23 protein-coding genes and 1 riboswitch are annotated in these 24,800 nt (G+C 37.7%); of the genes, 15 read left to right on the top strand and 8 right to left on the bottom strand.

Features of this window, described 5'->3' with window-relative positions:
- Position 1 precedes the first annotated feature (1 nt).
- From AC1DFT_RS04425 to metH, 10 genes are all read left to right on the top strand, one after another.
- The gene (locus AC1DFT_RS04425; protein ID WP_477917984.1) at positions 2 to 979 is read left to right on the top strand and encodes an ABC transporter permease; all 978 of its coding nucleotides are present in this window, start codon (positions 2 to 4) and stop codon (positions 977 to 979) included.
- A gap of 10 nt (positions 980 to 989) precedes the next feature.
- Positions 990 to 1,979 carry a substrate-binding domain-containing protein gene (locus AC1DFT_RS04420; protein ID WP_477917983.1) on the top strand — a complete coding sequence of 330 codons (990 nt, stop codon included), beginning with the start codon at positions 990 to 992 and terminating at the stop codon, positions 1,977 to 1,979.
- A 14-nt stretch (positions 1,980 to 1,993) separates the two neighbouring features.
- Positions 1,994 to 2,665 carry a deoxyribose-phosphate aldolase gene (deoC, locus tag AC1DFT_RS04415; RefSeq protein ID WP_477917982.1) on the top strand — a complete coding sequence of 224 codons (672 nt, stop codon included), beginning with the start codon at positions 1,994 to 1,996 and terminating at the stop codon, positions 2,663 to 2,665.
- A gap of 123 nt (positions 2,666 to 2,788) precedes the next feature.
- Positions 2,789 to 2,920, top strand: coding sequence for a hypothetical protein (locus tag AC1DFT_RS04410; RefSeq protein WP_477917981.1), 132 nt, complete (start codon positions 2,789 to 2,791; stop codon positions 2,918 to 2,920).
- A gap of 241 nt (positions 2,921 to 3,161) precedes the next feature.
- Entirely contained in the window at positions 3,162 to 4,442 is a 1,281-nt protein-coding gene (gene kynU, locus AC1DFT_RS04405) for a kynureninase (RefSeq protein ID WP_477917980.1), read from the top strand.
- A 14-nt stretch (positions 4,443 to 4,456) separates the two neighbouring features.
- A complete protein-coding gene (gene kynA, locus AC1DFT_RS04400) occupies positions 4,457 to 5,299 on the top strand; it encodes a tryptophan 2,3-dioxygenase (protein WP_477917979.1) in 843 nt (280 codons plus the stop codon).
- Positions 5,300 to 5,305: 6 nt separating this feature from the next.
- Positions 5,306 to 5,935, top strand: a complete 630-nt coding sequence (kynB, locus tag AC1DFT_RS04395; protein WP_477917978.1) for an arylformamidase — start codon at positions 5,306 to 5,308, stop codon at positions 5,933 to 5,935.
- A gap of 188 nt (positions 5,936 to 6,123) precedes the next feature.
- Entirely contained in the window at positions 6,124 to 7,509 is a 1,386-nt protein-coding gene (locus AC1DFT_RS04390; protein ID WP_477917977.1) for a protoporphyrinogen oxidase, read from the top strand.
- A gap of 159 nt (positions 7,510 to 7,668) precedes the next feature.
- A riboswitch (SAM riboswitch) is annotated at positions 7,669 to 7,774 on the top strand.
- A 75-nt stretch (positions 7,775 to 7,849) separates the two neighbouring features.
- Complete coding sequence (locus AC1DFT_RS04385) at positions 7,850 to 9,709, top strand: bifunctional homocysteine S-methyltransferase/methylenetetrahydrofolate reductase (RefSeq protein ID WP_477917976.1); 1,860 nt, start codon at positions 7,850 to 7,852, stop codon at positions 9,707 to 9,709.
- A complete protein-coding gene (gene metH / locus AC1DFT_RS04380; RefSeq protein WP_477917975.1) occupies positions 9,690 to 13,127 on the top strand; it encodes a methionine synthase in 3,438 nt (1,145 codons plus the stop codon). Before AC1DFT_RS04385 ends, metH begins: the two co-directional genes overlap by 20 nt.
- 13 nt (positions 13,128 to 13,140) lie before the next feature.
- On the opposite strand, the gene AC1DFT_RS04375 is transcribed toward metH, so the two are convergent.
- Positions 13,141 to 13,938, bottom strand: coding sequence for a DUF817 domain-containing protein (locus AC1DFT_RS04375; protein WP_477917974.1), 798 nt, complete (start codon positions 13,936 to 13,938; stop codon positions 13,141 to 13,143).
- A gap of 126 nt (positions 13,939 to 14,064) precedes the next feature.
- The gene (locus AC1DFT_RS04370; protein WP_477917973.1) at positions 14,065 to 14,268 is read right to left on the bottom strand and encodes a twin-arginine translocase TatA/TatE family subunit; all 204 of its coding nucleotides are present in this window, start codon (positions 14,266 to 14,268) and stop codon (positions 14,065 to 14,067) included.
- Positions 14,269 to 14,490: 222 nt separating this feature from the next.
- Here AC1DFT_RS04370 and AC1DFT_RS04365 point away from each other — a divergent pair, with 222 nt between their 5' ends.
- On the top strand, positions 14,491 to 15,087 hold the full coding sequence (locus AC1DFT_RS04365) for a TetR/AcrR family transcriptional regulator (RefSeq protein WP_477917972.1): 597 nt from the start codon (positions 14,491 to 14,493) through the stop codon (positions 15,085 to 15,087).
- Positions 15,088 to 15,128: 41 nt separating this feature from the next.
- On the opposite strand, the gene AC1DFT_RS04360 is transcribed toward AC1DFT_RS04365, so the two are convergent.
- From AC1DFT_RS04360 to AC1DFT_RS04345, 4 genes are all read right to left on the bottom strand, one after another.
- Entirely contained in the window at positions 15,129 to 15,332 is a 204-nt protein-coding gene (locus AC1DFT_RS04360) for a twin-arginine translocase TatA/TatE family subunit (protein WP_093274514.1), read from the bottom strand.
- Positions 15,333 to 15,394: 62 nt separating this feature from the next.
- Positions 15,395 to 17,119 (bottom strand): GMC family oxidoreductase, encoded by a 1,725-nt coding sequence (locus AC1DFT_RS04355; protein WP_477917971.1) that lies wholly within the window; start codon positions 17,117 to 17,119, stop codon positions 15,395 to 15,397.
- A gap of 30 nt (positions 17,120 to 17,149) precedes the next feature.
- Positions 17,150 to 17,899 (bottom strand): gluconate 2-dehydrogenase subunit 3 family protein, encoded by a 750-nt coding sequence (locus AC1DFT_RS04350; RefSeq protein ID WP_477917970.1) that lies wholly within the window; start codon positions 17,897 to 17,899, stop codon positions 17,150 to 17,152.
- Between the two features lie 47 nt (positions 17,900 to 17,946).
- A complete protein-coding gene (locus AC1DFT_RS04345) occupies positions 17,947 to 18,204 on the bottom strand; it encodes a hypothetical protein (RefSeq protein ID WP_477917969.1) in 258 nt (85 codons plus the stop codon).
- 315 nt (positions 18,205 to 18,519) lie between these two features.
- Here AC1DFT_RS04345 and AC1DFT_RS04340 point away from each other — a divergent pair, with 315 nt between their 5' ends.
- The 4 genes from AC1DFT_RS04340 to AC1DFT_RS04325 all read left to right on the top strand — a co-directional run bounded on the left by AC1DFT_RS04340 (position 18,520) and on the right by AC1DFT_RS04325 (position 23,456).
- Positions 18,520 to 19,107, top strand: coding sequence for a hypothetical protein (locus AC1DFT_RS04340; RefSeq protein WP_477917968.1), 588 nt, complete (start codon positions 18,520 to 18,522; stop codon positions 19,105 to 19,107).
- A gap of 110 nt (positions 19,108 to 19,217) precedes the next feature.
- Positions 19,218 to 20,282: a M24 family metallopeptidase gene (locus AC1DFT_RS04335; protein WP_477917967.1), complete on the top strand. Its 1,065-nt coding sequence runs from the start codon at positions 19,218 to 19,220 to the stop codon at positions 20,280 to 20,282.
- Positions 20,283 to 20,405: 123 nt separating this feature from the next.
- Complete coding sequence (locus tag AC1DFT_RS04330; RefSeq protein ID WP_477917966.1) at positions 20,406 to 22,001, top strand: catalase; 1,596 nt, start codon at positions 20,406 to 20,408, stop codon at positions 21,999 to 22,001.
- Positions 22,002 to 22,094: 93 nt separating this feature from the next.
- Positions 22,095 to 23,456, top strand: coding sequence for an FAD-containing oxidoreductase (locus tag AC1DFT_RS04325; protein ID WP_477917965.1), 1,362 nt, complete (start codon positions 22,095 to 22,097; stop codon positions 23,454 to 23,456).
- Positions 23,457 to 23,696: 240 nt separating this feature from the next.
- On the opposite strand, the gene AC1DFT_RS04320 is transcribed toward AC1DFT_RS04325, so the two are convergent.
- On the bottom strand, positions 23,697 to 24,194 hold the full coding sequence (locus tag AC1DFT_RS04320) for a PhaP protein (RefSeq protein ID WP_477917964.1): 498 nt from the start codon (positions 24,192 to 24,194) through the stop codon (positions 23,697 to 23,699).
- A 77-nt stretch (positions 24,195 to 24,271) separates the two neighbouring features.
- Positions 24,272 to 24,682 carry a poly-beta-hydroxybutyrate-responsive repressor gene (gene phaQ / locus AC1DFT_RS04315; protein ID WP_477917963.1) on the bottom strand — a complete coding sequence of 137 codons (411 nt, stop codon included), beginning with the start codon at positions 24,680 to 24,682 and terminating at the stop codon, positions 24,272 to 24,274.
- Positions 24,683 to 24,800 lie beyond the last annotated feature (118 nt).

Here is a 24,800-nt window from a genome sequence, read left to right as displayed (position 1 = left end):
TATGACTATAAAAGTTGAAGAATTGCATGAGACGGAAAAGAAACTACCATCTTTTAAATATATATTAAAGAAATATAATCTATTTTTTATCTTTTTAGTGTTTATTTTTATTGGTAGTTTATTATCAAATCAATTTCTCTCTACACAAAATATTCTAAATCTACTTCAACAATCGTCTTTTGTGGGAATTGTTAGTATTGGGATGACTTTTGTTATTTTAGTTGCGGGTATAGACCTATCTGTAGGAGCGATTTTAGCTTTAACGGGTATGTGTGTATCAATCTTGCTAAGCACTGGTATGAATCCTGGATTAGCTATATTCATCACGCTAATTGTCGGAGCAGGATTAGGTTTCGTAAACGGATTCATTTCCACTAAATTTAAGGTTCCCGCTTTTATAGCGACTCTTGCAATGATGGTGAGTGCAAGAGGGTTGGCTCTTTTAACAACGAACGGTGAGCCTGTGTATGACTTGCCTGATAGTTTCACTATGCTTGGAGGCAATGTGTTTGGTAGAATTCCTCTTACTGCGGTGATTTGGGTTGTGTTAACAATCGTAGCAATTGTCGTTTTAAAATATACGACTTTTGGAAGGAAAATTTATGCGGTTGGAGGAAATGAAGAATCATCCAGACTTTCAGGCATTAGAGTTGGTAAATATGTAACATGGTGTTTTGTAATATCTGGAGCATTAGCAGGAGTTGCAGGTATCTTGATGAGTGCTTGGCTAACAGTTGGACAACCCACGGCTGGAACGGGACTGGAATTAGATGTTATCGCTGCTGTTGTATTAGGGGGAACAAGTCTTTTCGGTGGTAAGGGTGGCGTCGGAGGAACGTTCATCGGTGTGCTAATTATGAGTATGATCATTAATATCTTTAATTTACTAGGATTATCATCATACTATCAGTCAATATTTATGGGGATTATTATCGTTTTAGCTTTAATTATGAATCAATATATTTCTAATAAAAAGTAGGGGGAACGGAATGATGAAAAAATGGCTAATAGGTTTACTTGGGATAACAATGGTACTTGTTTTAGCAGCATGTGGGGAAGATAAATCTGGAGATTCAGGTTCAACAAATGATAAAGATGATAAATCACTAGTAATAGGTTTTTCTCAAGTTACACTTGAATCCCCTTTTTACACATCTTTAGTAGATGGAGCAAAAGAAGCTGCTGAGGCAGAAGGTGTGGAATTGATTGTTGTTGATGCTCAAAATAATATTGAAAAACAAAATACGGATGTACAATCCCTTCTTACAAAAGGGATAGATGTTCTTCTTATTAATCCCGTAAATCCTTCAGCAGTTGCTCCAGCTTTAAAAGCTGCAGAGGCTGCAGGTATTCCAGTCATTACTGTTGACCGAGCTACAAAAGAAGAAGTGGTTTCTTATATTGGTCGTGATAATGAAGAAATGGGTCGTATTGCAGGGGAAAAAGCTATTGAACTTTTAGGTGGAGACTCTGCTTCCGGAAAAATTATTGAGCTACAAGGTGATGCAGGTGGAACAGTAACAAAGGCACGCCATGATGGTTTCCACGAAGCGGTAGGAAAAGTAGCTGGAATTAAAATTATTGAAGGACCATACAATGACTACATTCGTGCAAAAGCAGTTTCATCGATGCAGGATTTACTACAAGCACATCCAGATGTAAACCTTGTATATGCACATAATGATGATATGGCTCTGGGTGCTGTTCAAGTATTAACTCAAATGGGTAAAATAAATGAGGTCCAAGTAGTCGGAGTTGATGGATTAATGGAAGCTGTTAAAAAAATTGCAGATGGTTCATTCCAAGCAACTGTGATTAATGATCCTATTTCACTTGGATCTCTAGCAATTCAAACAGCAATTAAAGCAGGAAATGGCGAAGAAGTAGATAAAATTATGAATGCTGAGACAGGTTTAATCGATGAATCGAATGTTAATAATTATGTTGACGATTCGAAGAAATTTGCCGAAGTAAAATAATGGAGGGAATAATTATGACAATTGCATCTATGATCGATCATACGCTATTAAAGGCAGATGCCACAAATGAACAGATTGAAAAGCTATGTCAAGAGGCGGCACAATATGAATTTGCTACCGTTTGTGTAAATCCACATTACGTATCACGCTCGGCAGAATTGTTAGCTAATACAAAAGTAAAGGTTTGCACGGTGATTGGGTTCCCATTAGGTGCCAACAAAACAGCTGTTAAACTATTGGAAATGGAACTGGCCGTGCAGGATGGAGCAGAAGAAATCGATTATGTTATTAATATTAGTGATGTTAAAAATGGCCATTTCCATAGCGTGAAAAACGAAATGAAGCAATTTCTAGAAATTAAAGAAAAATACCCAGATCTTACTATTAAGATTATTTTAGAAGTATGTTATTTAACAAATGATGAAATATCAAAAGTATCGTGGATTGCAAGAGAGTGTGGTATTGATTATGTGAAAACTTCAACAGGATTTGGAAGTGGCGGAGCAACGGAAGAATCTGTTCAAATTATGAATGAAGTATCTGGTGAACAAGTTAAGGTAAAAGCATCCGGAGGAATTCGAACAGCTGAGGACGCTCAAAAATATCTATCTATGGGCGTATCAAGAATTGGGACCAGCAACGGAGTCTCTATCGTTAATGGTACTTTATCAACAAGCGACTATTAATAATGAGGGTATAAAAACATTCGAAGATAAGTAACTGGGAAAAGCACTTACTATGCTTTTCCTTTTTTGTATAATCTCTTTTTTGATGGCCAGACTAACTGAAAAGAAAGGATGAGTAATTAGATGAAAGATAACACATTTGCAGATCTTGATCGTGAGCAGTTGCAAGAGCTGAATGAACTGGAAGAGAAACTTGGGGTCATGCTAGTTGCTTACGATACTCCAAGTGCATCTAGTGAAATTCCAACCACATAATATTTTTCAAGTTATTAATAAGAAAGAGGGCTGTCTCCTAGTTAGTAAATGGACTATGAGACAGCTTCTTTTTTTGAGTGGGATATTTTTCTAACTAATAAAGTTGAGGGCAATATCAAAATCATAACTAGCTCCTTTCGTCAGTCTAATCATAGTTTAATTGACACTACATAACATAGAACATATCATTAAGTTCAGTAGAAAGAATTTTCAAAATAATCGATGTGGATGGTGATAAGGGATGATTGAGAGAGAAATAACGTTGGAATATGCAAAGAAATTAGATGAGCTGGATGCTTTAAAAAAATTTCGTGAGGAGTTTTATGTGCAGCCAGATGTTATTTATATGGATGGGAATTCTTTAGGGGTATTGTCAAAACGAGCGGAACAGTCACTGCTCATCTTACTAGATTCATGGAAGAAATACGGGATCGATGGGTGGACGCAAGGGGAGCATCCATGGTTTTATTTCTCCGATAGGTTAAGTGAAATGTGTGCGCCACTTGTTGGAGCTTCAAAGCAAGAAGTGATTATTACTGGTTCTACCACATCGAATTTACATCAATTAATCGCCAGTTTTTATCATCCGGAAGGGGCACGCACGAAAATTTTAGCAGATGAGTTGAACTTTCCTTCTGATTTGTATGCGATTGGTAGTCAGTTATCTTTGCATGGATACAATCCTGAGGAGCATATGAAATTAGTAAAAAGTCGTGATGGGGACACGCTAAACGAAGCGGATATAGTAGAAGCAATGAAAGAAGATGTAGCGCTTATTGTTTTGCCGAGCGTGTTATATAGAAGTGGTCAAATTTTAAGTATAAAAGAGTTGACGAAAGCGGCGCATGAACGAAATATTTTAATTGGCTTTGACTTATGTCACTCGATCGGATCTATTCCACATCAGTTAGATGATTGGGATGTGGACTTTGCTTTTTGGTGTAATTACAAACATTTAAACGGAGGACCTGGAGCCGTTGGAGGCTTATATGTGAATCAAAAACATTTCGGACAAAAACCAGGACTTGCTGGATGGTTTGGTTCTGACAAAGAAAAGCAGTTTGATCTTTCGATTCAAATGACACCCGCAACTGATGCGAGTGCTTACCAAATCGGGACGCCAAATATATTAAGTGCCGCTCCATTATATGGTTCACTGGAAATATTCGCAGAGGCAGGGATAGATGCCATTCGTGATAAATCATTGAAATTAACGGATTATATGACATTACTAATAGAAGAAGAGTTGAGTGACCATCAGTTTATGATTGCCAGTCCAAAAGAACATAACCGTCGAGGGGGTCATATATATTTAGTGCATGAAGAAGCAGCACGTATTTGTAAAGCATTAAAGGAATTTCAAGTCATTCCAGATTTCCGTTCTCCAAATGGTATTCGTTTAGCGCCGCTTGCATTATATAACTCTTTTGAAGATGTATGGAAAACAGTGCAAATTCTAAAGAAAATAATGAAAGAAGAGGCATATAAAAAATTCGAAAATAAGCGAGATGTTGTTGCTTAAAAAGGAGGGGTTAAATGGCAGAGAATAATTCGGATCCGAAAAGTGAAAAAGGAATTCACACTGATTTTCGAGATGATATGACTTACGGTGATTATCTGCAGCTTGATAGCATTTTATCGAGTCAAAAACGGTTATCGGGCCATCATGACGAAATGTTATTTATTGTAATTCACCAAGTAAGCGAGCTTTGGATGAAGTTAATATTGCACGAATTAACTAATGCTATCCAAGCAATTTCAGATGATAAAATGCAAGCTGCCTTTAAGATGCTCGCTCGTGTGACGAAAATCCAAACACAGATTATTCAAGCTTGGGATGTATTATCAACATTAACGCCAGCTGAGTATTTAGAGTTTCGGGATACACTAGGAAAAGCATCTGGATTTCAATCATACCAGTACCGACAAATTGAATTTGCACTGGGCTATAAAACGAAGCATATTCTGAAAATCTACGAACAAGATACAGCCTTACATGAGCAGCTAGAAAAAGCGTTCCATGCACCGAGCATTTATGATGTGTCTATCCAAGCACTAGCAAAAGCAGGATTTGCGCTGAATCCGGCGGTTGTGAAGCGTGACTATTCCGTAACGTATAGTGGAGATAAGTCGGTTGCGAGTGCTTGGAAGGAAGTCTATTTAAATGTGGATAAGTACTGGAATTTGTATCAGTTAGCAGAAAAGCTCGTAGATGTGGAGGACTGGCTACAACAGTGGCGCTTCCGCCATATGAAAACAGTGGAACGTATTATTGGTTTTAAAACTGGAACAGGTGGTTCATCCGGCGTGAATTATTTACGTAAAGTGCTGGATCATCGATTTTTCCCTGAATTATGGGATTTGAGAACGAATTTATAGCGGGGGTTGGCAATGACAAAATGGATAGATATTTCACAAGCCTTTTCAAATAAAATCGGTACTTGGCCAGGCGATACGCCATTTCAATTTGAACTTGCATATACGAAAGAACAGACTGGTTCCGTTAATATAGGACGAATCACAACGAGTGTGCATACAGGGACGCATGCCGATGCTCCGTTTCATTTTGATAACCAAGCACCGACAATTGAACAGCTCGATATTAATATTTATATTGGACGTGCAAAAGTAGTGGATGTGACGGGATTAGAGTTAATTGGAAGAGAAGAGTTGCAAGTGTTTGATCTCGATGGCGCGGAACGATTACTTTTAAAAACAGCTAAAACGATTAATGAGGAACAATTTCCAACAAAAATTCCCCTATTAAAAGAAAATATAGGTGCGTTTTTGCAGGAAAAAGGTATCTTTTTAATCGGAGTCGACCATCCTTCAGTTGATGATTTGAATAGTAAAGACTTGCCAGCTCATCATGCGCTTTATCGTCATGGGGTGCATATTTTAGAAAATCTATCATTACTAGATATTGATCCTGGTGATTATGAACTAATAGCCTTGCCTCTTAGGATTCAAGGTGCAGATGGAAGTCCGGTACGTGCAGTAATACGTCCATTATGAGAAAATCCTTCTATTAGCAATGCTAGCTGATAGAAGGATTTTTTTGTGAATTTGACGAAATGGAAAACTATTGCGGATTTCTAATGGAATAGGGAAAGAATAGTGAGGTAAATCATACCGCATATTTTATATAATGATTATACTAGAGGTAGTGAATAATACCGGATTTAAGACAAGGAGTGAGCATTTTGAAAAAAGTAATTGTGATTGGCGGAGGAATTACAGGACTTTCTGCTATGCACTATTTGCAAAAGCTTAAAATAGAAAAAGCCTTAGATATAGAGTTAGTTTTAGTGGAATCGAATGATTATTTAGGGGGAAAAATTCATTCTGTCCGTAATGGAGAGTTTATCATGGAAACCGGAGCAGACTCCATTGTTGCACGCAATGCAGGAGTTTTGCCTTTAGTCGAAGAGTTAAATTTACAAGACGAACTTGTCTATAATGCAACAGGTATTTCTTATATATATACGAATAATGAGTTGCACGCCATCCCTGCGGATACGGTATTTGGTATACCAACGAGTGAGGAATCGTTAGAAAGTAGCACATTAGTTTCTGAAGAAGGTAAAGAAGAGGCGTTGAAAGATTTTGAGTTGCCTAATGAAAGCTTTACAAAAGATAGCTCGATTGGATCTTTTTTAGAGCATTTCTTAGGTAAAGAGTTAGTGGAAAAACAAATAGCACCTGTCCTATCAGGTGTATATTCTGGAAATCTAGATAAGCTAACACTGGCTTCCACATTACCTTATTTAGTAGATTATAAAGATGAATACGGTAGCATTATCAAAGGTTTAGAAGCGAATAAAGAAAAATTCCAAAGTGCTTCCAATAAAAAGTTTATTTCTTTTAAAAATGGCCTTTCTGCATTAATAGATCGCTTAGAAAAAGAGCTAAGCGATGCTACTATTTTAAAAGGAGTACACACAACGAAAGTTGCGAAAAATGAAGATAGATATGAGGTTTCCTTTTCTAATCATGAGTCAATCGAAGCAGATTACGTTATATTAACAACTCCACATAATGTGGCACAAAGTCTATTGCAAGACGAAGAATTGGACGCTGATTTTAATAAACTAAAAAATTCATCTCTCATTAGTATTTATCTCGGGTTTGACATTCCGGATGAACAGCTTCCTGCTGAAGGTACCGGCTTTATCGTTTCCGAAAATAGCGATGTGAAATGCAATGCGTGTACATGGACAAGTCGCAAGTGGAAGCATACATCTGAAAATAGCCATTTGCTTGTTCGTATGTTCTACAAAAGCACAAATCCTGCATTTGAAAAGATGAAAGATATGCGTGAGGAAGAGTTAGTTCAAGTCGCTTTACAAGATATCGAAAAGAGCTTGAAATTAACTGGGAAGCCTCAAGTTGTCGAAGTGACCAAATGGAATGATTTAATGCCAAATTATCACTTAGAGCATGGACAAGCGGTTCAATCTTTGAAGGAGAAAATGGCAGTTGTGATGCCTAATGTGGTACTGGCTGGATGTTCGTATTATGGGGTTGGCATCGGTGCTTGTATTCAAAATGGGAAAGATACAGCAGCGTTAATTGGTGCAAGAATTTAATTTTAGATGATATTGTAGGGCCAAAATTCAATTTTGGTCCTATTTTTATTGGCATAAATCGATAAATCGCCAGTTAAATATAAAGAAAATTCTAAAATGTACTTGACGCTTTAGTTTATTAAAGGTACGATATGTCTAACTAAAAAACTGAATATTTAATTCTTATCAAGAGAAGCTGAGGGACTGGCCCTGTGAAGCTTCAGCAACCTGCCGTTTAGGTCAGGTGCTAAATCCAGCAGACATATAATAGTCTGAAAGATGAGAAGGGACGAATTATTATACTCGTAAAGCCTTCTTTTTAAAAGTGGGCTTTTTTTTATTGTAGAGAGGATGGGTGCGAGTGGGATTGTTAGATAAACTACAAACAAGTGTGTTAACGGCAGATGGAGCAATGGGGACGCTGCTATATTCTTATGGAATTGACTATTGCAATGAGGAACTAAACATCGAAAGACCAGAAATTATCGAGAAGATCCACCAGGACTATATCACAGCAGGTGCAGATATTATCCAAACGAATACATACGGCGCAAATGCGATTAAATTGGCCAGATACGGCTTAGAAAATAAAGTGAAGGAAATCAATGAAGCGGCAATTCAAATCGCTAAACGAGCTGCTGCACCGGGTAGACAGTTTGTGCTAGGAACAATAGGGGGAATACGGGGCATTCGTAAAAGTGATGCAACGTTAGCCGAAATTATTCAAATGGTTGATGGGCAAGCGAGTCACTTGCTTACTGGCAATCCGGATGGACTATTACTCGAAACGTATTATGATTTTGAAGAATTATCTGCAACAGTTACTCATTTAAGAAAGTTGACGGACACACCAATCATAGCGCAAGTATCCATGCATGAGCCAGGCATATTGCAAAATGGTTTATCACTGAATGACGCATTACAACAACTTGATGTATTAGGTGCAGACGTTGTTGGAGTCAATTGCCGTCTAGGTCCTTTCCATACCATACAAGCACTAGAGGGAGTTACACTTCCGAAAAATGCGTTCCTTTCAGCTTTTCCGAATGCAAGTTTACTGGATATGGAGGATGGTCGCATAGTGTACGAATCAGAGGCCGATTATTTTGGTCGTGCAGCATTGCTTCTCCGTGAAGAAGGCGTTCGATTGATAGGTGGATGTTGTGGAACGACTCCAAAGCATATCGAAGCTGCGAAAAAAAGAATTGGCCAATTACCCCCATTAAAAGCGAAAGTTGTTGCTCCTAAAAAGCCGATTATCATTCGTGAAGCAGAGCCAAATATCAACGAGGCTCTTCATGAAAAAGCACAAAAAGAACGGACTATAATTGTAGAACTAGACACACCGCGACACCTAGATACGACAACATTTATGGAAGGTGCAAGTAAACTCTACGATGCTGGTGTTGATGCTGTGACAATGGCGGATAATTCACTTGCTTCCCCTCGCATTAGCAATATGGCGATGGGATCTATGTTAAAGCTACAAAATAATATTCGACCGCTTGCACATATTACTTGTCGCGATCGCAATCTTATTGGCCTCCAATCGCATTTAATGGGGCTGGATGCGCTTGGTATTCATGACATCTTAGCGGTAACAGGTGACCCAACAAAAATTGGTGACTTCCCGGGTGCTACAAGTGTTTATGACGTTTCAAGTTTGGAATTAATTCAATTAATTAAGCAATTAAACGAAGGTATTTCATTCTCAGGGAAATCGCTTCGAAAGAAGGCAAACTTCTCTATAGCAGCGGCTTTTAATCCAAATGTTCGAGTCTTAGACCGTGCTGTAAAACGATTAGAGAAGAAAATCGAATGTGGTGCCGATTATTTCATCACGCAACCTGTCTACACAAAAGAAAAAATTCAAGAAATTTATGAGGCAACCAAACATTTAGCAACTCCTATTTTCATCGGTATTATGCCGCTAACAAATATTCGAAATTCCGAGTTCTTGCACAATGAAGTACCGGGCATCAAATTATCCGATGAAGTGTTAGAAAGGATGCGTGCATGTGGCGAAGATAGAGAAAGTGCCACTGCAGAAGGAATACAAATTGCCAAAGAACTAATAGACACTGCAGCGGAATTATTCAATGGTATTTATATAATTACACCTTTTTTCAGATACGATATGTCGCTCGAATTAATCAAACATATTAATGAAATCGATAGTAAGAAAGCGAGAGAAAACAGCTATGTACAAACATCTAATTGAGCAGCAACTTCAAAATAGAATCCTCATTATCGACGGTGCGATGGGGACAATGATCCAAAATGTGAATCTCGCGCCGGAAGACTTCGGAGGAGAGCAATATGACGGGTGCAATGAGTATTTGAATATCGTCAACCCAGGAATCATTGAGCAAATTCATCGTGAATATTTAGAAGCAGGTGCAGACATCATTTGCACGAATACATTTGGTGGAACGCCAGTTGTATTGAACGAGTATGATCTTGGTAGCCAAGCGTATGATATAAACTTTCGTGCAGCCCAATTTGCAAAGAAATGCATAGAGGAATTCTCAACTTCCGAATGGCCACGTTTTGTAGCAGGGGCAATTGGTCCGACGACAAAAACGTTATCTGTCACTGGCGGAATAACTTTTGATGAATTAACGCATGATTTTTACGTCCAAGCAAAAGCATTAGTGGAAGGCGGCTCGGACCTGATTTTACTCGAAACAAGTCAAGATATGCTAAACGTAAAAGCTGCAACAATAGGAATTAAACAAGCATTCACTGAAACAGGCAAAGAGCTTCCAATTATGATCTCCGGCACAATTGAACCGATGGGAACTACTCTAGCTGGGCAAAGCATTGAAGCTTTCTATATATCGATTGAACATATAAAACCGCTTTCGGTTGGRTTAAATTGCGCGACTGGCCCCGAATTTATGACGGATCATATCCGCTCTCTTTCGGAGTTATCAGATGGATATGTGAGTTGTTATCCGAATGCGGGATTACCGGACGAAGAAGGGCATTACCATGAATCTCCAGACTCATTGTCTAAAAAGCTAAAAGGTTTTGCAGAAAAAGGTTGGTTAAATTTAGTTGGCGGATGTTGTGGAACGACGCCTGCCCATATTCGAGCGGTACGAGAAGCGGTGGAAGGTATTGCACCAAGAAAAGCAGCTGAGGCAAGTCATGGTCATGTTGTTTCCGGAATCGAACCCCTGCTTTACGATGATTCGATGCGCCCACTTTTAATCGGTGAGCGTACGAATGTAATTGGATCACGAAAGTTTAAACGACTTATAATAGATGAAAAGTTTGAAGAAGCTTCGGAAATTGCACGCGCCCAAGTAAAAGGTGGCGCCCATGTTATTGATATTTGTCTGGCAAATCCAGACCGCGACGAGCTAGCGGATATGACAAACTTTATGAAAGAAGTAGTGAAAAAAGTAAAAGTACCACTTGTAATCGATTCGACGGATGAAAAAGTTATTGAAGAAGCATTGAAATATTCTCAAGGGAAAACAATCATTAACTCAATCAATTTAGAAGATGGGGAAGAACGTTTCGACGCTGTGATGCCACTTGTAAAAAAATACGGTGCGGCGGTAGTTGTTGGAACAATAGATGAAGTAGGAATGGCAGTTACGCGTGAACGTAAACTAGAAATCGCTGAGCGCTCGTATGATTTACTCGTGAATAAATGGGGACTTGTACCAGAAGATATTATTTTTGACCCACTTGTATTTCCAGTAGGGACAGGAGATCAACAATATATTGGCTCTGCAGTAGAGACAATAGAAGGGATCCGTTTAATAAAAGAAAAAATGCCAAGGTCACTGACTACCCTAGGTGTAAGTAATGTATCTTTCGGTCTACCACCGGTTGGTAGGGAAGTGCTTAATGCAGTTTATCTTTATCATTGCACACAAGCAGGTCTCGATTACGCGATTGTAAATACGGAAAAATTAGAGCGATATGCATCGATTCCAGAACAGGAAGTTGCAATGGCTAATGAATTATTATTTACGACTACTGACAAAACACTTGCAGATTTCACAGACTTTTATCGAGATAAAAAGAAAGAAAAAACGGAAGCCGATATTCCGAAAACCGTACCTGAACGTCTCGCTTATTACATTATCGAGGGAACGAAAGAAGGACTTATTCCAGACCTAGAACAGGCACTTAACATGTACGATTCACCACTCGAAGTGATAAATGGTCCTCTTATGGAGGGGATGTCGGAAGTAGGGCGTCTTTTCAATGACAATCAATTAATTGTCGCGGAAGTTCTTCAGAGTGCAGGCGTGATGAAAGCTTCGGTTTCTTATTTGGAACAATTTATGGAGAAAAATGAGAATGACTCTGGTAAAGGAAAAATAGTTCTCGCAACTGTTAAAGGGGACGTACATGACATCGGAAAAAACCTTGTCGATATCATCCTCAGTAATAATGGATATAAAGTGTTGGATATAGGAATAAAAGTAACCCCAGCTGAATTAATAGAAGTCATTCGGAAGGAGAAACCAGATATTGTGGGGCTTTCTGGTCTACTTGTTAAGTCCGCCCAACAAATGGTCATTACAGCGCAGGATTTTAAAGAAGCTGGTATAGATGTACCGATGCTGGTAGGTGGGGCAGCTCTTTCTAGGCGCTTCACGGAAACAAAAATTTCAGCAGAATATGAAGGACCAGTACTATATGCAAAAGATGCGATGCAAGGGTTAGAGTTGGCGAATCGCTTACAAAATGAAGGAGATAAAATAACACTTTTAGAAGAACTAACGATTCAACAAGAAAAACGAAAAGTAGCAGAAGCCAACAGAGCATCAAAACAAGCGGTCGCGGTATTAACGAAGCCGGTGAAAACAGTAAGGGAAGACGTGCAAATATACCAACCGAAAGACTTACGTAGACGTGTATTAAAAGATTATTCCGTGTCGCATCTATATCCATACGTCAATATGCGGACACTTATTGGTCACCATTTAGGGTTAAAAGGATATAGCGATAAACTGCTTGAACAAAAAGATAAGCGTGCAGTGGAATTGCATGAACTTGTAACGGAGTTTTTAGGAGCTGATATATTAAAACCATCTGGTATGTATCAGTTTTTCCCTGCACAATCAGATGGGGATGATGTCATTATCTATGATCCAAGTGATGCCAAAACGGAGATTGAGCGCTTTACATTCCCGCGTCAATCGGTAGAACCTTATCTTTGCCTTGCCGACTACTTGAAGTCGGTCGAAAGTGGCGAGATGGATTATGTCGCATTCATGCTCGTTACGGCAGGTCATGGCGTACGTGCAGCAGCAAACAAATTAAAAGAGCAAGGAAAGTTTCTAGAAAGCCATGCCTTGCAAGCAACTGCACTTGAGCTAGCAGAAGGATTTGCAGAACGAATTCACCAAGAAATTCGAGATCAGTGGGGCTTCCCTGATGCAACAGATTTTACAATGCGCGAACGATTCGCTGCTAAATACCAAGGTCAACGCTTTTCATTCGGCTATCCAGCCTGTCCTAACTTGGAAGACCAATCCAAATTATTTGGTCTTATCAAACCAGAAGATATCGGTGTAGAGTTAACGGAAGAATTCATGATGGAGCCTGAAGCATCAGTATCCGCCATTGTTTTTGCGCATCCAGATGCGAGATATTTTGTCGTAGACTAAAACTAAAACACAGTCAGCAGTTTTGATATCTGTTGACTGTGTTTTTTGAATCTACTAGCTTAGTACTACTTTTCACTCTCTTCAACTGAGCAACAATAATAACGCTAATAATAACAAGTAAAAACCACGAACTTATTTTCCCAATATGCACAATGGACCACGTAGCTTCCTGATTTGGATATTGCCAAGCGCCTAAAAACGTCGTGATATTTTCAGCAATCCAAATAAAGAAACCAATCAATAGAAAAGCGAGAATCATATGCATTTTATAAACTTTTTCGTTCACTTGAAAAGTGACAAAAGTTCGGAAGAAAATGATTAGCAATAAAGCTTTTAACACCCATCGCACATCATAGCTAAAATGATGTGTAAAAAAATTCAAGTAAATAAGAGCACTAATACCAACTGCGAAAAATGGCTTTGGCCAGTTATACATATGTAAGTCCATTCGTCTCCAACTTTGACAAATATAGCTCGCAACACTCGCATACATGAAACCACTATATAAAGGTACTCCGAAAAACTTACTATAAGCTTCCTCTGGGTAAGCCCAAGATCCCATATGTACTTTGAATATTTCTAATGCCAAGCCGATTATATGAAACATACAAATAACTTTTAACTCGTCAAATGTTTCTAATTTGGATACAAGCATAAAAATCTGGGCAGCTATACAAATGAATAAAATGAAATCATAACGTGGTAAAAACGGAATAGCTATAAACTTCGATAATGCCAGTGCACCAAAAATGATAACAGGGAAGATACAACACAGTGCTTGTAAATACCCAAATTTTAGAAAGTTCTTCATCGTAAGCCTAACCTCGACTTTCATCTAAAATAATTCCCTTAGAATTTGGACGAAATAGACTTTTGCAAGTTGCTTTCTATAGGAACAAAAAGCCAACTATTCGAGAAAAATAGCTGGCTCAGTCTGTTATTTTTTCTTATTAGCTTCTCCGTCATTGTCGTCTAATTTGAATTCATCCGTCACATCATCCATTATTTCTTTAGTAGAAGTTTTGAATTCCTTCAAAGTTTGTCCGACAGCTCTACCTAATTGAGGTAGTTTAGTTGGGCCGAAAATGATTAAAGCTAATGCTAGAACGATGATTAAACCAGGTACACCGATATTTGGCATGGTATTACCTCCTTTTAGCAACTACTCTTAATATTAACTAATTCGGATCTTTTTATACTTTTCATTTGTCGGTTTTAGCTTTTACTAACTGATCTCAATTACTGAATCATTTAAAAGGACTATAAGAAAAAAGGTGTTTTCCTTAAGGAAATATCTAATGCCTATTTAACTAGAGATAGAATGGCCAGTGCTGTATAATATACAACAGAAAGGGCGATATATGTGAATCCAGTAAAATCTCATGATACAAATAGAAGTATTCGAAGAACAAAGCGAATCTTTAAGCTACACTTTATCAGTTTAATCCGGGAAAAAGGATATAAAAACGTAACCGTTACAGATATAGTGGAGCGGGCAGATTATAATAGAAGTACTTTTTATTTGTATTTTAAAGATAAAGAAGATTTGACGGAAGAATTGGTAAACGAGATTTTGGAAGAGCTACATTATTCATTTCACGTACCTTTTGAAGACGTGGAGGATATAAAATATAATCACATACTGCCGTCATCCAACACGTTCTTTCAACATCTTTATAAATATAAAAACTTCTATAGCCTTTTAACGATACAAGACACAATACCAGGCTTACAGCAGAAGTTTTTAGGGAAAATGAAAGAAATATTCGATGCAATTACATATATAAATACGGAAAATGAAGAGATTCAAATTGAACATTTTAATACGTATAAAATGTATGGATCATATGGGGTATTATTGGAATGGATTGAGGGGGGCTATGTAAAATCACCAGATGAAATAGCTGATAATCTTCTAGAAATATTCAAGACAAATACTAGTTCTTTTAGGTTTAACTAAAAAAACCAGCTATCATAAAAATAGCTGGTTCTTCCTATTTATTATTTCTTTTCAAGTTCGATTTCTTTCGCTTCGGATTTAACTTCCTCTTTTTCTTCATCGTTTATAATATCTCGTGTCGAGGTTTTAAATTCTTTCAGTGTTTGTCCAACTGCTCTACCTAGTTGAGGAAGCTTTGATGGGCCAAAGATAACTAAAGCTATGATTAATACGAGGATTAAACCTGGTATCCCTATATTTGGCATGGTATTTCCTCCTTTTCTATTTTAGAATCACTACAAATATAACATAGTTCGTTAAAGAAGTGTTATTTTGCGTTGACTAGTGGACCGCCACCGTTTTTCAAAAACTCGATCATACCTTCAGTTGCACGGTATGTTAATGCGGCAACTGTTGGCGTTGGATTTGTAGGTCCAAAGTGTGGAAACGCCGAAGCTCCACATACGAAAAGGTTGTCTACATCCCACATTTGTAAGTAGTTATTCACTGCAGAATTTTCAGGACTGCTTCCCATAATGACTCCGCCTCCATCATGTTGGAAAGCGAATCTTCCGCCAAAATGCTCTGCCATTGGAATAATATCAATAATATCGGCACCCATTTCTTTCGCTACTTCTGCACATTTTTCTACTAAAAACTCATTACGCTTATGATCCATTTCTGTATAATCGAAAGTTACACGAATTAAAGGATCGCCATAATCATCCTTGTAAGTAGGATCCAAATCTAAATAATGATCTTTATGTGGCAAAATAGCTCTTTGCGAAACAATGGTCATATTACGGTGATAGTAGTGTAAAGAGTTTTCTTTAAACTCTTTCCCCCAAGTAGGCGTTCCAAAAGGGACAGGATTATTTGCAATTGGCTCGTTCCCCATAAGATGCATCTCAATTTGACCACCATGGATAAAATCAACATTACTATGGTCGAAATTATCTGCATTGAAGTCATTATACGCAGATCCAAGTGCACCGGTCCCGATATAACTATTGAATTTCTTTTCTTCAAAATAAGCAATTGCTCCGGTAATCGTATGATGATCTGTATAGTTTTTCCCAATCATACCTGTACCTGTTTTGGGATTATATTGTTCGCCGATTCCAGATAACAATAGTAAACGAACATTATTAAACGTGTAACTAGTCAATGCGACTACATCTGCAGGCTGCTCGAATTCTTCTCCTGTGCGAGTGTCTTTGTAAAGTACACCTGTCGCTTTGTCTCCATCATATAAAACACGAGTTACGATGGAATTTGTGCGAAGTTCAAAGTTCCCAGTTTTTTTAGCAGTTGGAATAACTGTTACGATTGGATCGGCTTTCGCTCCATATTCGCAACCGTAGTTTCCGCAAAATGCACAATATTGACATGCATTTAATGTTTCTCCATCTGGGTTTGTATAAGCCTCTGATATAGTTCCAGTTGGTACTACATACGGATGGTAGCCAAGTTTTTCTGCTGCCTCATGGAACATTTTCATTTGTGGCAGTTTTTTTAGTGCAGGGGTAGGATAATCGATGGAACGTGGCCCTGCTAGTGGGTCCACTTCTCCCGAAACCCCAGCCATTTGCTCGAACTTAGAGTAATATGGTTCCAATTCATCATATGTAATACCCCAGTCTTGGATTGTTACGCCATTTGGAATTTTACTTTCGCCATACTTTTCGATTGTTTTACTACGAATTTCAAAATCATAAGGGAAGTAGCGATATGTTTGTGCACCCCAGTGAGCACCGCCACCACCAGTTCCAGTCCCAAGAACAAGAGCAGCTTCATCACGAACTGGTTTCGCTTCGTCTGCTAACGTATTTCGGAAAGTAATCGTATCTTTCGTTAATTTTTGCATTAACTCTTTGTGCGTATTGTATTTTAATTCATCATGACCGTGTAAATAATCTTCAATTGTTCTTTCTACTCCACGCTCTAAACCCACTACGTGATAGCCAGCTTTTGTTAGTTCGGCAGCAACGATACCGCCTGTCCAACCCATACCTGTTGTAACAACGTCTACTTTAGGCAATTTTGTCACCATAATATATGTACCTCCTCATTTAATTGCTTATTAATGTTTGTGTCCGCCTAAACTAACAGGCTCTATTAGAACAAATTCTTCTTCCTCTAAATAGGCAGTATAAGACATTTGTGCGCCAGGGAATTCTTTCATTTTCCATCCAGCCATGTTTTTATTACCTCCGTATAATGGATCCGCAAAACATCCTTGTAGTGTAAGTGTTCTTAGTAAACTAAAGAATGCAGCGGAACTTACTAATTCCATTTCTACTTCGCCTGCTTGGAAAGATGTTAATAAAGTAATTTTTTGTTCTTCTGTTAAGTCTTTAAAAAGCGTGCCGTCATATTCTTTTTCACTGACTTCATTCAGCTTGCGAGAACCTTGTAATACGATATCGGCTTTATTAAGTGGAGTGTCTCCTGCAGTAAAAGGACCTTTTCTATAGTCATCTGCATTGCTTCCCCAAGGACTAGCTAATTGTTTATCGATAAAATAAGGGACACCTAATGCAATGGCACCAGGACCATTTTCGTCTTCCGGGTAAATCATTTCTGTTGCTGCTGCCATTGCATCAAAATCTTTTTGACGTGCGAAAAACTGACGGGTCTCGCTATAATCGATAGCAGTATGATTTGAATCGTGAGCAACTGTAGGTGTAGTTGTCTCTGATTTCCCGCCTAATAAACTACCAATGGCACCACCTACTACTAGTCCGCCAACTGTTAATCCAGAGTTCTTGATAAATGAACGTCTAGAAGTACGTTTATCTAAAATAGGATTGTTCTTTTCTTGTTCCGACATTAATGAAACCTCCAAATTAATAGAATAGAATTTTTTTACGCATATGATTAATGGAAAATGAGATGCCAGTTATAAATGATTGAAAATACAGCTGTAAATGCTAGCAAAGAAGCCAGAAAATATATATATTTTTTGCCTGTCCAGCAAAGTACAATAATGAACAAACCGATGCCAGCACCTAATAATGCAAACCAAGGAAATGCACTAGTATAGAAAAAAAGAAAAAGTGCAAAATCAGCTACTATAAATAAAGCGAAGAAAACTTGGTTTAATAATTTCAATTCTTCTAAGTTGTATTGAGTCATACTATCTCTCCTTGCATTTTATTAGTAACAAATCAAAAGTAATCTAAATGTACTAGATACTCATTGAAATTTTAACAGTCTTAAGAAATAGGAACAATCATTAAAACGAAACTTAGTGACTACTGACACAACACTCTTATATAATCTGTTGTGTAATCATTGAATTTCTATCTTATTTTCGTAACTTATTTTTTTCCTACGTCTTAAGCCTTACTAATTTTCCTCCTAGAGCCCGTTTGGAAAAGAATGCTTTTAAGAGATGATTAGAACAGTAGATAAGGGGGCAAAATGCTTCCTATGAACGAGGTGAGAAGAATGGGAAAAACTATTTATATCGTTTTGAGTAACACAGGGACCTTGTTTTCCAAAGCGATTGGTATGTACACGAGAAAAGATATGAATCATGCGTCCATTGCTTTCGATGAAGCGCTTAATGAGATGTATAGTTTTGGGAGAAAGAATAAGCATAATCCTTTTAATGGAGGATTCATAAGAGAAGAACCTACAGAAGGGCTTTTTACTAATGCGACCTGTGCAATATATAAATGCCAAGTTTCCATACAAGAATATAATCGAATGCGATATAAAATTCGTCGCATGGAGCAACAAAAAGGATTATATAAATACAATTTGATCGGGTTATTTGGAGTGGCTATGAACATTAAAATAGAGCGACCGTATGCATTTTTTTGTTCGCAGTTTGTAGCAATGCTGATGAACGAATGTGAGACAACTAGACTTCCGATTGCCCCATGTTTTGCACAGCCACATCATTTCGAACAACTTCCGACGACGAGTCTTCAATATAAAGGGAATTTACAGTCGTATTTATATGAAAAACGAGGAATAGAGAAACTAGTCAGAGAAAATGTTTGGAAACGTCTAGCTTTTCAAATGCAATAAAGTGCAGTTATTTCCTACTTAAGCCTACCAATGATTTCTTTCCTATAGTAAATTCAACGTTTTCGTACTATATTGAATTATAGGGAAATGAATACTATGGGGGTTTAATGATGGAAAAGCTAGTGAAATTAAGACAATCGTTTGATGAACTGGGGATTGATGGTGTATTAGTAACGGATGGTATTAATAGAAGATATTTAACAGACTTTACTGGCAGCGCTGGAACAGTACTAATTTCTAAGACAGACGCGTATCTATTAGTAGATTTTCGATATACTAGTCAAGCAAATGCACAAACAAAGGATTTTACAGTAAAAGAAATAGATAGAGCGGTAATCTATGAAGAAATTGCTAATCTTGCGGAAAGTTTAGGGATTAAAAAGCTAGGTTTCGAGCAACAACATGTATCTTACCAGTATTATTCTCAGTTCAGTAAATATGCCAAAGCGGATTTAGTGGCACTTTCTGGAGCAGTGGAAAAATTACGTATGATTAAAAGTGAATCCGAAATTGCAATTCTAAAGAGAGCCGCTGAAATTTCAGATGCTGCATTTTCTCATATTTTAACATTTATTCGTCCAGGAATTACGGAAATTGAAATAGCAAATGAACTAGAATTCCATATGCGAAAACTAGGGGCAACTTCTTCTTCCTTCGATATGATTGTTGCTTCGGGTGTTCGCTCTGCATTACCGCACGGAGTGGCTAGTGAAAAGATAGTAGAACAAGGAGATATGATTACCCTTGATTTTGGCGCATATTATAATGGCTATTGCTCTGATATGACAAGAACAGTTGCAGTCGGTGAACCGGATCCAAAGCTGAAAGAAATATATGGTATTGTATCTGGGGCCCTAGAACATGCACTTGATGGTATAAAAGCTGGCATGACAGGGAAAGAAGCGGATGCATTGACTCGCGATTTTATTAGTGAAAAAGGATATGGTGAATACTATGGCCATGGCATGGGTCATGGAATTGGTTTGTATATCCATGAAGATATTTTTATGAATCCAAAATGCGAGCAGCATATTGAAGAGGGAATGGTTTTGACGGTAGAGCCAGGTATTTATATTCCTGATCTTGGTGGTGTTCGAATTGAGGATGATATTATCTTGAAAAAAGATGGAATAGAAATTATTACGAAATCCAATAAAGAATTAATTATTTTGTAGCGAGAAAAGCTTTCCGTGAATGTAGCGGAAGGCTTTTATTATTCACTTTTTTGTTTATTAAATATAGTAACTGGACAGTATATAGGGGAAGTAGAATCTATATGATGTTTAGGAGGACAACAAGTGACAAAAGAGCAACCGGATTTTGAAACAAATATAGAGGATGAGGATACGTTAACCAATAGGCAGGGGCATCCAATTACGAACAATCAAAATATGAGAACAGTTGGAAACCGTGGACCTGCTACACTTGAAAACTATAATTTTATCGAGAAAATTAGTCACTTTGACAGAGAGCGTGTGCCAGAACGAGTTGTGCATGCTCGTGGTGCAGGAGCACATGGTTATTTTGAGGCGTATGGAGCAGCTGGTGATGAAAGGATTTCGAAATATACCCGTGCAAAATTGTTTCAAGAAAAAGGGAAGCGCACCCCTGTTTTTGTTCGTTTTTCTTCTGTTATTCATGGCGGTCATTCTCCAGAAACATTGCGTGATCCGCGTGGATTTGCAGTGAAGTTTTATACGGAAGATGGTAACTGGGATTTAGTTGGGAACAATTTAAAGATTTTCTTTATCCGAGATGCGATAAAATTCCCGGATATGATCCATGCATTTAAGCCAGATCCAGTGACAAATATTCAAGATTCCGAGCGATTTTTTGACTTTTGTGCGAGTTCACCAGAAACATTTCATATGGTTACATTTGTCTATTCACCTTGGGGTATTCCAGCAAATTACCGAATGATGCAAGGTTCAGGAGTTAATACGTATAAATGGGTCAATGATGAAGGTGAAGCTGTGCTTGTGAAATACCATTGGGAGCCAAAACAAGGTATTCGAAACTTAACGCAAAAAGAAGCAGAGGAAATACAAGCGAAAAACTTTAACCATGCAACACAAGACTTATATGATGCCATTGAAAAAGGTGACTTTCCTGAATGGGAACTGCTCGTTCAAATAATGAGTGATGATGAGCATCCCGAACTAGACTTTGATCCGTTAGATGACACGAAACTGTGGCCAGAAGATAAATTCCCTTGGATGGCCGTTGGTAAAATGGTATTAGATCGTAATCCAGAAGATTATTTTATGGAAGTTGAGCAAGCAGCATTTGGAACTGGGGTACTTGTCGACGGACTAGATTTCTCAGACGATAAAATGTTACAAGGCCGTACTTTTTCTTATTCAGATACTCAGCGTCATCGTGTAGGAGCAAATTATTTGCAGCTACCGATTAATGCTCCTAAAAAACGAGTTGCGACCAATCAAAGCGGAGGGCAAATGCAATATAAGTTGGACCGGGCACCTTTTCAAAATCCGCATATTAATTATGAACCTTCCATATTAGATGGGCTAAAGGAAGCAAAGCAACTGGGCAAAGAATATACCCCGATGATTAAAGGAAATTTAGTACGACAATCGATTGACAGACAAAGTAATACAAAACAAGCTGGAGAAACATACCGAAATTTTGAACAATGGGAAAAAACTGAACTCATTGCCAATCTTGTTAATGACCTTTCTAGTTGCGATAAACGAATTCAAGAAAAAATGATTGCATTGGCAGAAGAAGCAGATGAAGAATACGGACGTCACTTAAAAGAAGGTCTAGCACAAGCCAAATCAGGTGGATCTAGCCAAAAGCCGCTAGGAAATCGTGAAGGCGATCAGGCACCTAAAGATGCGATCGAAAAAAGTAATGAAGCAGAACCTTATTAAATAGTAGAACCTCACTTTCCGGGATATCAGAAAGTGGGGTTTTAAGTTTACCTTCTTATATAAAAGGAAATAGTGTATTAGGGAGGTTTTTAGATGCAAAAATATGATGCAGTTATTATTGGTTTTGGTAAAGGTGGGAAAACACTTGCTTCCGAGTTCGCTAAAAACGGAAAGACGGTTGCAGTGATTGAAAAGTCATCCCAAATGTATGGGGGAACATGTATTAATATTGCGTGTATCCCAACGAAATCGCTTGTTCATTCAGCCGAAAAAAGAAAATATGTAAATACTTCCAAAGAGGGATTTTATGCAAACGCTATTCATCAAAAAGATGAGTTAACTACCTTTTTACGTAACAAAAACTTTCATATTCTGGATGATCAAGAGAAAATTACAGTGATTACCGGGGAAGCAACTTTTAAAAGCAACGACAAAGTGAAAGTGAAAACTGCGGAAGACCAGTTTGAAGTAACGGCGGATAATTTCTTTATTAATACAGGATCTACTCCAATCATTCCCCCAATCGAAGGTCTAAAAGATGCTAAATTTGTGTATAATTCAACGACATTGCAAAAACGAAAAGAGCTTCCAGAAAAACTAATCATTATAGGTGGAGGCTATATTGGACTTGAATTTGCTTCGATGTATGCGAACTTTGGCTCCGAAGTTACTGTAATTGATGGAAATGAACAATTCTTGCCAAATGAAGATCAGGATATTGCAGACGAAGTAAAGAAAGTACTAGAGAAGAAGAACATAACATTCGAAGTGAATAGCAAGGTAGAATCAGTAAACAATCAACAAGGTGAGGTAGTAGTCACTTATAAAAAAAATAATAGGATCGAAGAAGTGCACGGAAATGCAGTCTTACTTGCAACAGGCAGAAAGCCAAATACAGAAGGCTTAGGTCTGGAAAATACCTCTGTAGAAGTAAATGATAGAGGTGCAGCGGTAGTGGATGACTTTTTAAAAACTACTGCGAAAAATATTTGGGCAATAGGTGATGTAAATGGAGGTCCCCAGTTTACATATATTTCGCTAGATGATTTCCGTATCGTGAAAAACCAACTTTTCGGAGATGGTTCTTACACGAAAAAAGAACGCATGAACGTCCCATACTCCGTGTTTATCGATCCCGTACTATCCCATGTCGGATTAAATGAAAAAATGGCAAAAGAAAAAGGTTTAGACTATCAAGTAGTTACAATGCCAGCAGCTGGAATTCCAAGAGCACGCATAGTAGAGCAAACAGAAGGGTACTTAAAAGCACTTGTTAATCCGAAAACGAAAGAAATTTTAGGATGCACCTTATTTTGTGTGGAATCTAGTGAAGTAATTAATGTTGTGCGAGTGGCAATGGAAGCAAAATTGCCCTATACATTTTTGCGGGATACTATATTTACCCATCCGACAATGAGTGAATCGCTCAATGATTTGTTTTCTAAAGTCGATTAGCTAGTATTAGTTGACTCTCCTTTTCACTCCTTTAAAATGGATTATACGTAAAGGAGTGTTATTAAAATGAGTTTAGTTGCTTTTGGAATTATTTCACTTGCTCTTATATTTGGTTTGCTCGTACTGGCGCTTGCCATTTTTGTATTGTTGAGGTTAACTAAAAAGTAAAGAAAGAGAGAGGTATCATCTGAAATGATAACCCCTCTCTTTTTCGTTTAGAATGATTTGAAAAGCTAGAAATTATACTCCTGCAGATGCTAATAAATCCTTATGCGCACCTTTAAGTAATACAGTCAATTCTTCGATTTTGTTTAAAGTTTCTTCACGTTCGATTTTTTGTTGTTCAATTGCTGTTTTAACAGTTGACTCTAAGTGGTTTTGTGATTGAACGAAAAGATCTAGAACCGCATAGCTTGGTTTCCATGATAATGCTTGTGCTTTATCATTAATCTCTTGAACATTGTTCAGCCATGTAGACACTTGATCTAATTGTGTGTTTCCACTGATTCCCTTTACGCTTGTTTGCACTTTATCTTGCCATTCTTGTGTCGCTTTTTTTGTTTCTTCTTCCATGGCAGTCAACGTAGCTACTGTAGAATCTAGAAGCTCTTTTTGGTAGGTAAATGCTTGTAATGATTTTTTCTGAACATCATCTTGCAAGCTTTGTAACGTTTTAAAACCGTTTAACCATCCATCCCACAATAAATCTACACCGTTACCTAATTGTTCTCTAGCCATTTGTAATTCCTCCTTTAATTTAGCAAAACATGTTTATTATTTATAATGAATGCTAATTTTCGCATTACATCCAGGTATCAATCCTCATCTTCCTTCTTATCGGAGGAAGATTGGAGTGGGGTGAAAAAAGGGTTGTATATATTGAAAAACTGATTCAACATTTTTTGATACTGACTCAATGAACCTGCCCATAAATCCAAATATTGTTTACCTGCATCCGTAATCGAGTAAATACGTTTAGCTGGACCACCTGATGTCGTATCCCATTCTGATGTTACTAAGGCATCTTTTTCGAGCTGTCTAAGAAGACGATAAAAATTCCCTTGGTCAACGGACTCCATACCGAACTGTGAAATTTTCTCCATTAATCCATAACCATGTGTATTCCAATCACGTAAATGTAGCAACATGATTGGGATAAGGAAATTTTTTGGAGCACCTATATTGGGGCTCTTATTTTTTTTTGTTTCTTCCTCTTTAGATTCCATTATCAATCACCTACTTTATTAGCTGTTGCATATAAGTGTAATTTACACCTATATGTTTGATAAGTCAAGGGATTCATTTTCGAAAAAGTTTGACAAGGTTTGTCGAATAAAGAGGAAT

This window comes from Psychrobacillus sp. 05T411 (assembly GCF_056396485.1).
This window is presented reverse-complemented; position numbering and strand designations above follow the sequence as displayed.